This window comes from Luteococcus struthionis, from assembly GCF_048595755.1.
Classification (GTDB): domain Bacteria; phylum Actinomycetota; class Actinomycetes; order Propionibacteriales; family Propionibacteriaceae; genus Luteococcus.
The window spans coordinates 19,584-34,407 of the sequence record NZ_CP184360.1; the positions used below are offsets into that span (position 1 = coordinate 19,584).

Annotated in this window: 18 protein-coding genes and 1 tRNA gene; 3 read left to right on the top strand and 16 right to left on the bottom strand. The window is 68.4% G+C overall.

The genetic code is table 11. The features are described 5' to 3' along the window. Positions 1–51: 51 nt before the first annotated feature. The 13 genes from ACOAMO_RS00075 to ACOAMO_RS00135 all read right to left on the bottom strand — a co-directional run bounded on the left by ACOAMO_RS00075 (position 52) and on the right by ACOAMO_RS00135 (position 8,967). Positions 52–852, bottom strand: coding sequence for a TrmH family RNA methyltransferase (locus ACOAMO_RS00075; protein WP_420175566.1), 801 nt, complete (start codon positions 850–852; stop codon positions 52–54). Between the two features lie 108 nt (positions 853–960). Next, on the bottom strand, positions 961–1,329 hold the full coding sequence (gene rplT / locus ACOAMO_RS00080) for a 50S ribosomal protein L20 (protein WP_420175567.1): 369 nt from the start codon (positions 1,327–1,329) through the stop codon (positions 961–963). 168 nt (positions 1,330–1,497) lie between these two features. Continuing rightward, the gene (gene rpmI / locus ACOAMO_RS00085; protein WP_420175568.1) at positions 1,498–1,704 is read right to left on the bottom strand and encodes a 50S ribosomal protein L35; all 207 of its coding nucleotides are present in this window, start codon (positions 1,702–1,704) and stop codon (positions 1,498–1,500) included. 126 nt (positions 1,705–1,830) lie between these two features. Continuing rightward, positions 1,831–2,559, bottom strand: coding sequence for a translation initiation factor IF-3 (gene infC / locus ACOAMO_RS00090; RefSeq protein WP_420175569.1), 729 nt, complete (start codon positions 2,557–2,559; stop codon positions 1,831–1,833). A gap of 195 nt (positions 2,560–2,754) precedes the next feature. Then, positions 2,755–3,261 (bottom strand): SseB family protein, encoded by a 507-nt coding sequence (locus tag ACOAMO_RS00095; RefSeq protein ID WP_420176933.1) that lies wholly within the window; start codon positions 3,259–3,261, stop codon positions 2,755–2,757. A 41-nt stretch (positions 3,262–3,302) separates the two neighbouring features. Continuing rightward, a complete protein-coding gene (locus ACOAMO_RS00100; protein ID WP_420175570.1) occupies positions 3,303–3,785 on the bottom strand; it encodes a hypothetical protein in 483 nt (160 codons plus the stop codon). Positions 3,786–3,797: 12 nt separating this feature from the next. Then, positions 3,798–4,301 carry a PH domain-containing protein gene (locus ACOAMO_RS00105; protein WP_420175571.1) on the bottom strand — a complete coding sequence of 168 codons (504 nt, stop codon included), beginning with the start codon at positions 4,299–4,301 and terminating at the stop codon, positions 3,798–3,800. Next, entirely contained in the window at positions 4,289–5,149 is an 861-nt protein-coding gene (gene hisG / locus ACOAMO_RS00110; protein WP_420175572.1) for an ATP phosphoribosyltransferase, read from the bottom strand. The genes ACOAMO_RS00105 and hisG overlap by 13 nt, the downstream gene beginning before the upstream one ends. Positions 5,150–5,225: 76 nt before the next feature. Further along, positions 5,226–5,492, bottom strand: a complete 267-nt coding sequence (locus tag ACOAMO_RS00115) for a phosphoribosyl-ATP diphosphatase (RefSeq protein ID WP_420175573.1) — start codon at positions 5,490–5,492, stop codon at positions 5,226–5,228. Between the two features lie 66 nt (positions 5,493–5,558). Next, positions 5,559–6,809 carry a cysteine--1-D-myo-inosityl 2-amino-2-deoxy-alpha-D-glucopyranoside ligase gene (gene mshC / locus ACOAMO_RS00120; protein ID WP_420175574.1) on the bottom strand — a complete coding sequence of 417 codons (1,251 nt, stop codon included), beginning with the start codon at positions 6,807–6,809 and terminating at the stop codon, positions 5,559–5,561. A 42-nt stretch (positions 6,810–6,851) separates the two neighbouring features. Continuing rightward, entirely contained in the window at positions 6,852–7,604 is a 753-nt protein-coding gene (locus ACOAMO_RS00125; RefSeq protein WP_420175575.1) for an SCO1664 family protein, read from the bottom strand. Next, positions 7,601–8,209 (bottom strand): DUF3090 domain-containing protein, encoded by a 609-nt coding sequence (locus ACOAMO_RS00130; protein ID WP_420175576.1) that lies wholly within the window; start codon positions 8,207–8,209, stop codon positions 7,601–7,603. Before ACOAMO_RS00130 ends, ACOAMO_RS00125 begins: the two co-directional genes overlap by 4 nt. 47 nt (positions 8,210–8,256) lie before the next feature. Further along, the gene (locus ACOAMO_RS00135) at positions 8,257–8,967 is read right to left on the bottom strand and encodes an MSMEG_4193 family putative phosphomutase (RefSeq protein ID WP_420175577.1); all 711 of its coding nucleotides are present in this window, start codon (positions 8,965–8,967) and stop codon (positions 8,257–8,259) included. A gap of 51 nt (positions 8,968–9,018) precedes the next feature. On the opposite strand from ACOAMO_RS00135, the gene ACOAMO_RS00140 reads away from it, so the two are divergent. Further along, positions 9,019–10,002, top strand: coding sequence for an aldo/keto reductase (locus ACOAMO_RS00140; protein WP_420175578.1), 984 nt, complete (start codon positions 9,019–9,021; stop codon positions 10,000–10,002). Positions 10,003–10,090: 88 nt separating this feature from the next. On the opposite strand, the gene ACOAMO_RS00145 is transcribed toward ACOAMO_RS00140, so the two are convergent. Next, positions 10,091–10,348 carry a DUF5703 family protein gene (locus ACOAMO_RS00145; RefSeq protein WP_420175579.1) on the bottom strand — a complete coding sequence of 86 codons (258 nt, stop codon included), beginning with the start codon at positions 10,346–10,348 and terminating at the stop codon, positions 10,091–10,093. A gap of 168 nt (positions 10,349–10,516) precedes the next feature. On the opposite strand from ACOAMO_RS00145, the gene ACOAMO_RS00150 reads away from it, so the two are divergent. Beyond that, positions 10,517–10,601 (top strand) — tRNA-Leu (locus ACOAMO_RS00150). Here ACOAMO_RS00150 and ACOAMO_RS00155 read toward each other — a convergent pair. Further along, positions 10,583–11,455, bottom strand: a complete 873-nt coding sequence (locus tag ACOAMO_RS00155; protein WP_420175580.1) for a hypothetical protein — start codon at positions 11,453–11,455, stop codon at positions 10,583–10,585. The two genes, ACOAMO_RS00150 and ACOAMO_RS00155, sit on opposite strands and share 19 nt — an antisense overlap. A gap of 280 nt (positions 11,456–11,735) precedes the next feature. Here ACOAMO_RS00155 and ACOAMO_RS00160 point away from each other — a divergent pair, with 280 nt between their 5' ends. After that, positions 11,736–14,120 carry an N-acetylmuramoyl-L-alanine amidase gene (locus tag ACOAMO_RS00160; RefSeq protein ID WP_420175581.1) on the top strand — a complete coding sequence of 795 codons (2,385 nt, stop codon included), beginning with the start codon at positions 11,736–11,738 and terminating at the stop codon, positions 14,118–14,120. On the opposite strand, the gene ACOAMO_RS00165 is transcribed toward ACOAMO_RS00160, so the two are convergent. After that, entirely contained in the window at positions 14,095–14,754 is a 660-nt protein-coding gene (locus ACOAMO_RS00165; RefSeq protein ID WP_420175582.1) for a hypothetical protein, read from the bottom strand. The genes ACOAMO_RS00160 and ACOAMO_RS00165 overlap by 26 nt on opposite strands. Between the last annotated feature and the right edge of the window lie 70 nt (positions 14,755–14,824).

Genomic DNA, 14,824 nt, shown 5'->3' on the forward strand with positions numbered 1-14,824 from the left:
TGACCGGCAGTCCGGCCCGAAGGCTTCCACGCTCTCCCGGCATGCGGTGGATCAGTGCTTGCTGCGCTGGGCGCTGGCAGTGGCATAGAGGCACACGGCCGCGGCGGTCGACAGGTTCAGGCTCTCCGCCTGGCCCCACATGGGCACCCCCACCACCTTGTCGGCCAGGCTGCGCTCCCTCTCGGGCAGGCCCCAGGCCTCATTGCCCATGATCCAGGCAGTCGGCTGGGCAAGTTCGTCACCGATCTCGTCCAGGTGCACACCTCCGCCATCGGCCGCGAAGACCTGCACGCCCTGCTGGTGGAGCCAGGTGACCGCGTCGCCGATCTCGACGCCCACCACGATCGGCAGATGGAAGATGCTGCCGACGGTCGCCCGCACCGTCTTGGGGTTGAAGACCTCCACCGAACCCTTGGTGAAGATCACCGCATCGGCGCCGAAGGCATCCGCACACCGGATCACCGTCCCCGCATTGCCCGGGTCGCGCACCTGGGCACAGACCACCACGAGCTTGGGCCGGATCACGTCGTCCAGACTGGCCAGCTGCTGGCGACAGATGGCGACCACACCCTGGGGCGTGACGGTGTCACTGAGCTGGAACATGTCGTCGGGATGCGCCCGCCAGCAGATCTGCTCATCGGCCATGGCCAGCAGGTCGGCATGGGCCTCGACGTCGTCGACGATCACCGCCTCGACCAGGTCCGGGCGACGCAAGGCCTCCCGCACCGCTTGGGCCCCCTCGGCCAGGAAGAGCCCCTGCTCGTCGCGTTCCCGACGAGCGAGCAGACGACGGGCCGAGCGCTGCTGGCCGCGGGAGATCAGCGGAAGGGGCTCGGACCGGGTGTTGTTCATGGCCTGCACACTAACGCAGGCGTCGCGCAGCCGCGCACCGGCCAGAACACGACGGCGGGCCGCCCCCGCAGTGGGGACGGCCCGCCGTCGATTGCCATGGTGCCTGGATCAGGCAGCGGCCTGGCTCTGGTTGGCCTTGGCGACCTCGACCAGGGCGGAGAAGGCCTTGGGGTCGTTGACGGCCAGCTCGGCCATCATCTTGCGGTCGACCTCAACGCCGGCATTCTTCAGACCGTTGATGAAACGGTTGTAGGTGATGCCGTCGGCGCGGCAGGCAGCGTTGATGCGCTGGATCCACAGCTGACGGAAGTCGCCCTTCTTCTTGCGGCGATCGTTGTAGGAGTAGGTCATCGAGTGGAGGACCTGCTCCTTGGCCTTGCGGTACAGACGCGAGCGCTGGCCGCGGTAGCCCGAGGCCTGCTCGAGGATCTCGCGGCGCTTCTTCTGCGCGTTCACAGAACGCTTGACGCGTGCCATGTCTTACTCCTTGTGGTTGTGCCGACCGTGGTCACGACGTGGGTCGTGGGGGTCGAAGTTCGTGGTGCCGCAACTACCTGCGGCGGGGAGGTCCGGACTGACCACCGAGCTGCGTGCAGCTCGGGCTGGTCTGCGCCGGGAGGTACTGGACGAGGCCAGCGACGTGGATCAGCGGCCCTTCATCTTGCCGAGCAGCTTGCGCATCTTCTGCGCATCGGTGCCCTCGAGAGCCTTGTCCGTCGACAGACGACGGGTGCGGGTGGTCGGCTTGTGCTCGTTCAGGTGGCGCTTGCCGGCCTGGCGGCGCGTCAGCTTGCCGGTGCCCGTGACCTTCACGCGCTTCTTGGCACCGGAGTGCGTCTTCATCTTCGGCATGGTTGCCGCTCCATTCATCTTCTTCAGGTGGCCCGTCGCAGCCTGCTGCGGCGGGTGAACCGGTTGCCCGGTTCGGGATGGCATCACCAGGGGCGATGCCAAGGTCTTGTCACAGATCCGGTCTTGTCACAGATCGATGTCGGGATCCATGTTGTCGGCCGGCCCACGCTTCTTCTTGTGCCCATTCGGCGTGTGGGCTGCCCGCAGCTCGGCCTCGGCCTTGCGCTCGGCCTCCTGGGCCGCCTTGCGCTCCGCCATGCGGCGATCACGCTCGACCTTGCCCTCCTCGCGGGCCTCGGTCTTCTTCTTGGTCGGCCCCAGCACCATCAGCATGTTGCGTCCGTCCTGCTTGGGCGCGGACTCGACGAAGCCGAACTCGGCCACGTCCTCGGCCAGACGCCTGAGCAGGTTGTGCCCCAGCTCCGGGCGCGACTGCTCGCGGCCGCGGAACATGATGGTGATCTTGACCTTGTCGCCGGCCTTCAGGAAGCGGACGACGTGACCCTTCTTGGTCTCGTAGTCGTGCTCGTCGATCTTGGGACGAAGCTTCATCTCCTTGATGATGGTGTTCGTCTGGTTGCGACGCGCATCGCGGGCCTTCTGGGCGTTCTCGTACTTGAACTTGCCGTAGTCCATGAGCTTGGCCACCGGCGGGCGGGCCATCGGAGCCACCTCAACCAAGTCCAGATCGCCCTCACGGGCAAGCTGCAGTGCCTGCTCGATCCTGACGATTCCGACCTGCTCGCCGGCAGGGCCGACCAGACGGACTTCCGGAACACGGATCCGCTCGTTGATGCGAGGTTCGTTGCTGATGGGTCCTCCAAGGTTGAAATAAATTCGGGTGTGCGAAGGCACCAAAAAAGGCTCCCGCACGAGCGGAAGCCTGACAGGGCCGCACCCGGAACATCCCTGCGGGATGCCGTTGCGGCTGGTACCGACCTGCCGAGCAGAACCCAGTCAGGTGGGAGGTCAGGCCTCCACTTGCACGATCAGCGCATGATGGCACGATCGACCCCTTGATTGTACGGGATCGGCTCGTGGTTGTGAAATTCAGTCCTCGTCGGCCCCGGAGCCCTGCTCGTCCAGGAACATCCAGCCGAACTCACCCGGTTCGATCTCCACCAGGCGATGCCCCTTGGCCAGTTCGGCCACCAGGTCGGGCCCGATCACGAACTGCACGGGTCCTGCCACGTCGAGCAAGAGGTGGCTGGCGCCCGCCTCGGCCACGGTGGCCGCCAGGTCGTCCAGGGTGCACGGCACCGGCCGGGCATCGCGCTGCCAGGCGGTGAGCGCGTCGATGCCGGTGAAGCCCAACAGCGCCCGCTCCCCCGCCGCATTGGTCAGGCTGACCGCCGCCATCTCGGCGTGACGCTGCGGGTCGGGGCCATCCATGGAGTCGTCGCCGTGCGCGACGATCGGCATCAGCAGTCGCGAGGCGCACAGGGCCGCCACGGCCCGTAGGTAGCCCAGCTGGCCTCCCACCGCCGCGATCGCTGCACGCACCTGCGGATCGGGCTCACCATGATCTCCGGCAAAGGCGGCACTGGGCTGGGCCAGGCGCTGCCCGTGACCGGGAAGGCCGTTCGCCTGCTGCCCCGTCACTTGATACCCCTGCGGTCGAGGATGGCGGCGATCTCGGCGTCCTCGTCGGACAACCCCTCCGACTTCGTGGCGCCGGTGGGGCGAGCAGCGGGGGCGGGCCGGCCGGTGCGGTCCTGCTGGACCGCGGGGGCGCCGCCCTTGCGCAGCTGGCGGCTGCTGCGGGCCTGCTCGCGGGTGCGGGGGCGCAGCATGGTGCCCACCAGCCACAACAGCAGGCCGGTGGCGGCCACCCCCAGGCCCACCAGCACCTTGGTGTCCATGGGCGTGCGCATGGCCCAGTCGTAGATGGAGCGGATGCCATTGCCGGCCAAGTGGGCCAGACCGCTCACATAGAGACCGACCAGCAGCAGGATGGTGCCGATGCCGCGCAGCAACACCCGGGCGCCCTGCCCCATCGACCAGCGGACGAAGGTCCAGACCAGGGTGAGCAGACCGAGCGCAATGGTGCCGAGCAGCACCAGGACAGACATTGAGGGCATGTCCCTACTGTGTCACAGTGCGCCCTGACCGCCCACCTGGCGCCCTTCCTGGTGCCGTGCGATGGCCCGCTGCAGGCGTCGCAGGTTGGCCTCGGCACCCTCACCCTCGGCACGCTGGATGGCCAGCGCCACATGGTTGCGGCCGTCCGGGTGCTCGGCGCTGGGGCGCAGCACGATGTAGGCCCACGGGTCACCGTCGCCCAGCCTGGCCCCCGCCACCTCGTCCCAGCCGAAGCTACGACGGAAGATGGAGTTGCGCACGTGCAGCCCCTGGTCGTCCACCACCACCGTGCTGAGGCCGATCGACATCATCAGGCCCACGCCGAAGGCCAGGAAGAAGACCAGGGTGGCGATCTGCAGCCCGGTGAACAACTGCCGCAGCTCCGGCCCCAGCGCGACCCACAGGCCGAGCGAGAACACGGTGAGCACCACGCTCATCGCCGTGCCCATCCGCAGGGCCGGTCGGGAGCGAAAGACGATGCGCTCGTCGGCGCCGACGGGGCTCACAGCCGACATGCCGCGATGTCGGTGAGCAGGATGCCCTTGGCTCCGGCCGACCACAGGTCATCCATCATCTTCTGGGCATCACGCCTGGGAACCATGGCACGCACCGCGAACCACCCTTCCTTGGCCAGCGTCGAGACCGTCGGGCTCTCCAGCCCGGGGGTCAGGGCCGTCGCCTCGTCCAGGTGCTCCTGCGGTACGTCGTAGTCCACCATCACGTAGTTGCGGGCCACCAGCACGCCCGAGAGCCGACGCTTGAGCAATTCCAGGGCCTCGGTGTCGACGCCGCCGCGACGCTGGATGAGGATCGCCTCCGAGTGGCAGATCGGGTCCCCGAACAGTTCCAGTCCGGCCTTGCGCAGGGTGGTGCCGGTCTCGACCACATCGGCGATGGCATCGGCGACGCCGAGCCGGATGGCGGACTCCACCGCACCGTCGAGCTTGATCATGCGCGACTCGATGCCACGCTCATGCAGGTAGCCCTGTAGCAAACCCGGGTAGGAGGTGGCGACGCGCTTGCCATTGAGCGCCTCGATGCTCCACTGCTCGTGGGCAGGGGCGGCGAAGCGGAAACGCGAGCGCCCGAAGCCCAGCGGCATGACCTCGTCGGCCTCGGCACCGGAATCGAGCAGCATGTCGCGCCCGGTCAGGCCGATGTCGAGGGTTCCCTCCCCCACGTAGACCGCGATGTCACGGGGACGCAGGTAGTAGAACTCGACGTGGTTCTCGGCGTCGACCAGCACGAGCTCCTTGTTGTCGGAACGCTGGCGGTAGCCGGCCTCGCGCAGCATCTGCGCCGACGCCTCCGCCAGTGCGCCCTTGTTCGGCACCGCGATCTTCAGCAACTGCTCTTGCGTCATGCGCAAACACTCCTCGGTGGTTCGTGGCGGCCCATCGGCCACCGCACGGTGGTGGCAAACCCTGCTGGGCCTGCGGTCACAAGTAGCGGTACACGTCCTCGAGCTCCAGCCCGAGGGCCAGCATCATCACCTGCAGGTGGTAGAGGAGCTGGCTCATCTCCTCGGCGGCCTCCTCACGGGACTGGAACTCCGATGCCATCCAGACCTCGGCGGCCTCCTCGACGATCTTCTTGCCGATCTCGTGCACCCCGGCATCCAGACGCTTGACCGTGCCCGATCCCTCGGGACGGGTCCGGGCGGTGTGCTCCAGCTGGGCAAAAAGCTCTTCGAATGACTTGCTCACGGATTCACCCTATCCATTGCCGCGCCCTTGCCCGTCTGCCGTTCCGCCACTGGACACTGCCAGTGGTCACAGGGCCACGCCCAGCACGGCATCGACGAAGTCACGCACCAGGCCGGGGGCTGCTGTGTCATCGCCTCCCACCGTCACGCTGGCCTGCGCCCAGGCATCGATCAGGCCGAGCGCGGACGGTGCGTCGAGGTCCGTGCGCAGGGCCGCGCGAGCGTCGGCGATCACCTGGGTGGCGTCAAGAGCAGCACCCTGCTGCACGGCCTCCCGCCAGTGCGCCAGGCGGGTCTCGGCGCGCGTCATGTCGTCGCCGCTCCACTCCCAGTCGCTGCGGTAGTGGTGTGCCAACAGCGCCAGCCGGATCGCCATCGGGTCGTGGCCCTTGCGCCGCAACCGGCTGACCAGTTCCAGGTTGCCCTTGGACTTGCTCATCTTCTCGCCGTCCAGCGCCACCATGCCCGAGTGCATGTAGACCTCGGCGAAGGGCTTGCCGGTGGCGACGGTGGCCTCGGCAGCGCACATCTCGTGATGCGGGAAGGCCAGGTCGGAGCCGCCCCCCTGCACGTCGAAGGCGGCGCCCAAGTGGTCCAGGGCGATGGCGGTGCACTCGATGTGCCAACCGGGGCGTCCCCGGCCCAGCGAGGAGTCCCAGGCAGGCTCACCCTCGCGTTCCAGACGCCACACCAGACAGTCGAGGGGGTGACGCTTGCCGGGACGTTCCGGGTCACCGCCCATCTCACTGAAGCGGGCGATCATCTCCTGCTCCGAGAGCCCTCCCACCTGCCCGAAGCCCGGTGCCTCGGAGGTGGTGAAGTACCAGTCGGGGTGCGCCGGGTCGTCCACCTGGTAAATGGTGCCGGTCGGCTTCATCCGCTCGAGCAGCGCGACGACCTCGGGGATCGACTCCACGGCCCCGACGTAGTCCTGCGGCGGCAGCACCCGCAGCGCCTCCATGTCACTGCGGAAGAGCTCGGTCTGGTCCTCGGCCAGCTCGGTCCAGTCCTGGCCGGTGGCCTGCGCACGTTCCAGCAGCGGGTCGTCGATGTCGGTGACGTTCTGCGCGTAGTGCACCTCGAGCCCCAGGTCACGCCAGACACGGTTGAGCAGGTCGAAGGTGACATAGGTGTTCGCGTGGCCCAGGTGGGTGGCGTCATAGGGAGTGATGCCGCAGACGTACAGGCGCGCGGTCCCCTGCTCGGGACCGGTCTCCACGAGCCGGGAGCGCGCCGTGTCGTGCACGCGCAACCGACCAGGGGCCGACGGGGTCTCGAAGCGGAACTGCGGGACGACGGGTGCTGACCATGCCTTCATGCCCCAAACGGTATCCGGCCGGACAATCGACGGCGAGCCCGTTCAGATCGGCGGCCAGGGGATGACCGGCCACCGCTGCCCCGGTGAGGGCATCCGACCGCTCTCCAACAGCTGCCGCGCCCGGGAGAGGCAGGCCGCCGCCTCCACGGGGTGGAGCCAGGGCCCAAGGCTGTCCTCGGCCACCTCCAGCACCCGTTCCACCAGGGCACGCTCGTCCTGGGTCAACGGCTGATCGGCCCACCCCCACAGGATGCTGCGCAGCTTGTCCTCATGGTGGAAGCAGACGCCATGGTCGATGCCGAAGACCTCTTCGTCGCGGCGCAGGATGTGCCCGGCCTTGCGATCGGCATTGTTCACCACCACGTCGAACAGGGCGAGGCGTCGCAGCCCGGGATGGTCGGCGTGCACCAGGACCACCTCGTTCTCGTCGGCGTCCACGCCCTCGACCACGGCGAACCAGCCCTCGGGTTCTGCCCCCAGCGGGACCAGCTGCGCCAATTCGTCGCCGTCGGCCTCCACCCAGTCCTGAAGCGATCCTGCTCCGAAGGGTCCGTCCTCCACCCATCGGGTGGGTGGGACCACGCTGAAACCGGCGGCCTCGCTCAGCGCGTGGGCGGCCACCTCGCGCCGCCCCAGGCTGTGGCGTGGGAAGTCCCACAGCGGGGCCTCCCCCGCGACTGGTTTGTAGACCACGTCGCGGCCCTCGTGGCGTGCCAGGAAGGTGGCATTGGAGGCTTCCACCAGGCGTCCCACCAGTTCCATGGCGGCACCGTCCACGCGAGGATCGGGGTTCACAGGAACAGTGGTCGGCGGTAGCCGTTGGCCCGGGGGCAGATGTGACCGTCGGGATTGATCGGCTGGGTGCAGAAGGGGCAGGCAGGACGGCCGGCCTGCACCAGGGCGCGGGCCCTGGCGGTGAAGTCGCGTGCCTGGTCTGGGGTGATGGTCACGGTGAGGCTCTCGGCCGCGCTGAGCACGTCGTCGAGCCCCTCCAGCTCGGCCAGGGAGGAGGTGTCGATCCCGGGGATCTCGGCCTCCTCCGCCTGCTCGGTGTCGACGCTGAACAGCTCCACCTGGACGGCGTCGAGATTCCCGTCCCAGGCGATGGTCATGGTTCCCGCACGGAAGTCCTCGCTCAGCGGGGCGTCGAGCGGGTCCAGGTCGCGGGCGGCCGTCCGCTGGGGCGGCACCTCCACGGCTCCTTCGATCAGCTGGGCCAACTCGTCGAGGATGCGTTCCAGATGCTCCGCGAGCACCTCCACCTGCTGCTTCTCGCACAACACGCTGACCAGCTGGTTGCCCTTGCGTGCTTGCACGAAGAAGGTGCGCTGCCCGGGCTCGCCCACCGTGCCGGCGACGAAGCGGTCTGGAAATTCGAAGCGATGCTGGATGCGCGGCATGTGCCCACTGTAGGCGCCCACCGCCCGGGGTGGCTGGCAGTGGCGGGTCAGTCCTGCTGACTGCCCAGCCCTCCGCCCAGCTGTGGTCCCGGAGCCGCCCTGCCGGGAACCATGCGGCTGACCAGGCCACTGGTGGTGTTCATCGCGACCACCGCCGGCTTGCCGTCAGTGTCGGCTGGCGAGGGAAGCCGCACCACGCTGAGTGATGCCGGATCGACGATGATCCGCTGGAACTCATCCAAGGGCTGCCCCAGACAGTGGGAGAGCACTGCCTTGATCGGATCGCCATGGCTGACCAGCAGCCAGACCGGTTCGGCGTCCGGGTGGGCCTCGTGCAGCCGACGGTTGACCTCCGCCACGCCGTCGACCATGCGGTCGGCCATCTCCTGCATCGACTCCCCACCCGGGAAGGTGACCCGGCTGGGGTGCTGCTGGACTTCGCGCCACAGGGCTTCGTCCCCCAGCTCGGCCAACGAACGGCCGCTCCACTGCCCATAGTCGCATTCGGTGAAACGCCCGTCCTCGCAGACCTCCACCTGCAGACCGGCGCTGTCGAGGGCCAGCTGCATGGTCTCGACGCAGCGATCCATCGGCGAGTGCACCACCAGGTCGAGCGCCAGGCCCCGCAGTCGCTCCCCCAGGGCCATCGCCTGGGAGCGCCCGCGCTCGTCGAGCAGGACACCGGCGCTGCGCCCGGCCAGCGTTCCCGCCGTGTTGGATGTGCTGCGGCCGTGCCTGGCCAGGAGCAGGATGGACATGCGCACGAGCGTAGGCGACAGTCCGCTTCGTTGCTTGGATAGGGTCGGCGCATGCAAACACGACGAGTGGGCCACAGCGGTTTGACCGTCTCCCGGCTGGGCCTGGGAACCATGACCTGGGGCGGGGACACCCCCACCAGTGATGCCCGCGCCATGCTGCGCGCTTTCGTGGAGGCCGGAGGAACCCTCGTCGACACCGCACCTGCCTATGGCCATGGAGCGGCCGAGAAGATCATCGGCAAACTGATCCACACCGACCTGCGACGCGACGACCTGGTGATCGCCACCAAGGGTGGCTTCGGCGTCCACAATGGGCGGCGCAGCATCAACACCTCACGAGGTGCCCTGCTGGATGACCTGACCGCCTCGCTGCGTCGGCTGCACACCGACCACGTCGACCTGTGGCAGGTGCACGCCTGGGGCGATGCGCCCTTGGAGGAGACGCTGGCCGCCCTGGACCACGCCGTCGGGCAGGGGATGGCCCGCTATGTGGGCATCAGCAACTACATCGGGTGGCAGACGGCGCGAGCCGCCACCTGGCAGCAGGCGGTGCCGGGCCGAAATCCCCTGGTCTCCGGACAGGTGGAGTACTCGTTGCTGGCACGCCGCGCCGAGATCGAGGTGCTTCCGGCGCTGCGGGCCCACGGCATGGGGCTCTTCCCCTGGTCTCCGATTGGCCGGGGTGTGCTCACCGGCAAGTACCGCAGCGGCACGCCGCGCGACTCGCGTGGCGCCAGCGACCACTTCAACTGGTTCGTGGAGCCCTATCTGGAGAGCAAGTCGCGTGCCATCACCGATGCCGTGGTGCGCGCTGCGGAGGGGCTCGACCTGAGCCCCGAGCAGGTGGCGCTGCTGTGGGTGCGGGATGCGCCCGTGGTGACGGCCCCACTGCTGGGAGCGCGCACCGCCGACCAGCTCAAGCCCTATCTGGAGCTCGACGAGCGGGAGTTGCCCGAACCCATCGTCACCGCCCTTGACGACGTCTCGGGCGGCACCAACCAGCTGCGGGCGATGCCGACCGCCGGCGACGACTGAGCCGAGCCTGACCAACCTTCGGCGGCTGAGTCTGGGGAACCTCCGGCGGCCGAGCCTGTCGAGGCCCCAGGACGCCAACCGGCCCCCGTCAGGCCGACTGCAGCGTGGAACGTACCTTGATCACGCGCCGCCGCAGCCAGGCCTGGGTGGAGCCGTCACGGTAGCGACGCAAGCGGTGCAGCTCCCACTTGCCGTACTCGGCCTCCTCGGTGAGCAGTTTGCGCACCTGGTTGCGAGTCACGGTGTGCGGCAGGGTGACGGCCTGGACCTCGAAGTCATGCCCGTCGATGCTCTCCACCTGCACGCTGCGTGCCGGGATGTAGCCCAGGACGTGTCCGTCGGCCATCGGATCCGCCTCCTCATCGGGATTGACGTGGGTGCCGCGATGGCACCCATGCTGGCACGGTTGGGGCCCGTGACAAGCCCCGACCCGAAACTGCCTCCTTCGATTGTGCGCAGGCACCACCGGAGTGCTAGTCTTCTTTGCTGTTGCCGGTGAGTCCGGCGGTCACCTGTCCGGGTGGCGGAATGGTAGACGCGCTAGCTTGAGGTGCTAGTGCCCGTTATAGGGCGTGGAGGTTCAAGTCCTCTTCCGGACACGAGATGAAGGGTCTGCTTCCGGCAGGCCCTTCTGTCGTTTCTTCCCCATCACCCCCCTGGTCAGGGCTGTGCGCAGCTGGGCCAGGTCGGCCTCGCTGGCGGGTTGCCCGGCGAGCAGCGTGCCGATCACCCGAGCCGTCAGCGCCCTGCCCCGTTCAGCGGCCAACACACCTTCCTGCGGCTCTTCGTCCTCGCCGATCTCGGCCAGATAGCCCTGCTCCACCCTGCGCCAGGCGTCTTCCTCCAGTCCGTCACGGATCGAGAGCAGATCCGCTTCGCGGGTACTTGCGCAGCACAGCGACAGATCCGTCGGCATCGCATCGAGAGTCCCCATCACGTGCACGGTGGACAGCTCCAGGTGCCCCAGCCCCAACCGGACCGGTTCTTGCCCCACCCGGTGGGCCCAGGACTCCAGGGCCGACGGCAGGATCGCTGCCAGATCGCCCGGCAGGGCCGGTAGGGCCAGCTCCACCAGCTCTGGTGTCAGGAGCTGCGCCAAGGCAGAGTCGGGAAGAGCCCGGGAGACGGCGGAGCCCTCGATCCGGTGGGCCCGCGCGAGCCATCGTCCGAGCATCGACAGGACTGGGGCATCATCTTGTTCCTGCGGGGTGATGGGCCGCCACATCGATTCCCGCAGGTCCTCCAGCACCATCCAGCCCTCCCCCGATCCGATCAGTTCGGCAGTGGGAGCGACTGCGTCGGCGAGCAGGAGTCGAGCAGCACGCTCGGACTCGAGCAACCCGTGGCTCCACCGCACTGCCACCACCTGGTCGTCCCCGAGCCGGGCCTGGCACCACACGATTCCCTCGGACTGGGCCAGCACATCGCCCCACTCCAGCTCATCCAGTTCCATGACCGTCCTCTCGTCGCGTCCGCCCCGTGGCACCTGTCCAGATCGTGATGTGAACAGGTTCCCAGCCTGCCACCGCGGAAGCCCCATCTCCCTGCGGGGAGGCCCGGCATGGGCCCGTGGGCTCGGGTCGCGAAAGCAAGCTGAGAGCTTCCCCATGTCGGTTGACCGTCTGAATTTGAACTCTCAGGTCTGAACAATGTTCACTGATCCCGCACGGGGGAACTGTCACGACGGTTCGGGGGCCGTCTGCACGCTCAGACGACTTCCAATGGAGATCCCCGTGAAACGCAATCCCCTCAGACTGTTTCGAGTTGGTCTGGTCTCGCTCGCCCTGGTGCAGGGCGTTGCCGTCACCACCGCCCACGCCGGCCCACTGCCCCAGCAGGACCCGCTGCCGGCCGCCCCCGCCCCCCAGCAGCAGCCCGATGCCGACACCGTCGCGCTGAGCCCCAGCACCCAGACCGTGACCGTCGACGGTGCACCGCACCGCGTGCTGGCACAGCTGGAACCCACGACCCGGGACTTCACCATGACCGGCCTGACGTGGGCCGACCTGCAGGGTGAGGCCAGTTTCCAGGTGCGCACCAAGACCGCCGAGGGGTGGCAGCTCTGGGAGACCATCGAGCTGGAGGACCTGCCCGGTGAGGGCGTCGGGCGCAAGGGCTCCGACCCGGTCTTCGTCGGCGAGGCCAATGCCGTCGAGGCCCGCATCATCACCTCGGCGACAACCCCCGCGACGATCACCGATCCGCAGCTGGCCCTGATCAACTCCGAGCAGGCCGCCGGTGACGAGAACCTTCCCACCACCTCCGAGCCCAAGGTCTCCGCCGCCGCGGCGAGCAGCGGCGTGGCTCGTCCCTCCATCGTCAGCCGGGCAGGCTGGGGTGCCGACGAGTCGTGGCTGCGGATCAACGGCAGCAGCTGCGTGCCCGCCAACCTGGCGAACACGATCCGGGCGGCCATCGTCCACCACACGGCAGGCACCAACTCCTACAGCTCCGCCCAGTCGGCCTCGATCGTGCGCGGCATCTACGCCTACCACGTCAAGACCCTGGGCTGGTGCGACATCGGCTACAACTTCCTGATCGACAAGTACGGCAAGATCTACGAGGGCCGTCACGGTGGAATGGAGCTGCCGGTTCGCGGAGCCCACGCCACCAGTTGGAATACCGACACCGTCGGCGTGAGCGTGATGATGAACTCCTCGACCGCACAGCAGAGTGCCGCCGCCATGAGCGCGATGAGCCGAGTGGTGGCCTGGAAGCTGGCGGGCAACTACCGCGACCCGAATGCCAAGCTCACCTTGGCCGGGAAGTACATCAACACCATCGCCCGGCATGGCGACGTGATGGCCACTTCCTGCCCCGGCACGAACATCACCGCGGCCATGCCCTCCTTCCGCAGCCAGGTCACCCAGGCGATGGGCAACTGGAAGACCCCGATCTACCAGGCATGGATCGCCCAGGGCGGCGAGTCCGGCAAGCTCGGCTCCCCCTATGTGCTGGAACGCCCGTGGAACGGGGGTCGTACCACCACCTTCGCCAAGGGCGGCATCTTCCTCACGCCCGGCGGGCAGACCTACTGGATGAACAGCGCCATCGACTACATCTACCGGCAGTCGAGCAACTTCTCGCAGCTGGGGTGGCCGACCGGCAACATGACCACCGACTCGGCCGGTGTGAACCGGGTGCGCTTCGAGAAGGGCACCATCCACAGCTCGACCAGCACCGGCACGCACCTGACCACAGGAGTGGTGGACTCCTGGCTGCGCGCCAATCCGGCCAAGGCCGCCCAGCTGGGTGCCCCGGTGGCTGCGGCCGTGCCGACCGGCACCGACGAAGGCACCCAGCAGTTCGCCAATGGCAGCCTCCGCTGGGACGGCACGCGCGTCACCACGGGCAGCGGTGAACATGGTGACCTGGACGGGGACCGCCGCGCCGACGTGCTGAGCGCCGACGGGGCCGGAGCCCTCACCTGGTACCGCACCAACAGCAACCTGCAGTCCGAGGCGGGGCGGGCAGGCTCCAAGCTGGGCTTCGCGGTGAACTGGATGTCGCACCTGCCCGACCTCAATGGCGACGGGCACGGTGAGCTGCTCGCCAGGCGCAGCAGCGACGGGAGCCTGTGGGCGTGGAATGGTGCCGGTTCCGGCAACTACACCAATCCCCGTCAGGTGGGCTGGAACTGGCAGGGCATGCGTGAGATCACGGTGATGCCCGACATGCTCAAGGACGGGCTGCCCGAGATCGTGGGCATCTCCAAGACCCACACCCTGCACCGCTACACGCTGAACCGCGACGTGCGCGTCACCACCGCGGCACAGATCGGGCGTGGCTGGGACGGCATGAAGCAGATCGCCACCGTGGGTGACATCCGCGGCGCCGGTGTGGTCGACCTGCTGGCCGTGGACGCCCAGGGACTGCTGTTCACCTACCACGGCACCACCGACGGGCGCCTGTCCGGGCGCCGCACCCAGATCGGCCGTGGTTGGAGCTCCTTCACCGAGATCCGTGGCATGGGCGACGTCCACGGCGGAGGCAGCTGGGACCTGTTGGCCGTGCCGGCCTCGGGCCCGCTGCGGGTCTACGCCAACCGGGGCGGAGGCAGCTGGGGATACCCGGTGAGCATGATGCCCTCGGTCAGTGGCTTGGGGACGATCGCCTGATCTGATCGGTTGAGGGTTGCGGACGCACCGGTGCTGGCATGGCCAGCCCGGTGCGTTCCAGTTCCAGGCCCGCCAGACGACGGATCACCTCGCTGTTGCCGCGGCGCCATTCGCCCACCGGATCGTCGCTGATGGTGGCCAGCTGGTGCATCGGGACATTGGCCATGGCTCGCAACGCGAACAGCTCCAGATCGGCGTCGGCGTCGATCACCCGGCGCGCCGCGGCGGCCTGCCTGATGAAACGCACTCGACGCGGCAGCCACAGGGCCAGCACCACCAAGGCGGGGACCAGGAAGGTGATCGCCGAGGTGGCGTTGGCCAGCTGGTGCACCAGGTCAACCTGTTCCTGCGACTGCTCCGTGATCTGCTGCAGCCCGCCAGACATCCGGCTGAACGGCTCGCCGAGCTCGTCGCCGACCCCCGGCAGGGAGCCGACACGCTCGCCCGCCGAGTTCATCTGCTCCGACATGCCGCGTGCCGTCTCGGCAATACGCTGCGCCGGGCCTGCAAGACGATCCACCAGGGAACCCACAGCGCGCGCCGCCCACCACCACACGAGCAGCCAGCCCAGGACGAACAGGTCGGCCGACAGTTGCCGGGCCATGCGCCACCCGGGGCGTGCGTAGATCTGCATCTCGTCCCTCCCATCACCGACGACGCACCGGGCCCCGCTGTCACCCGCCCAACCTCTCACCCGGGCCAAC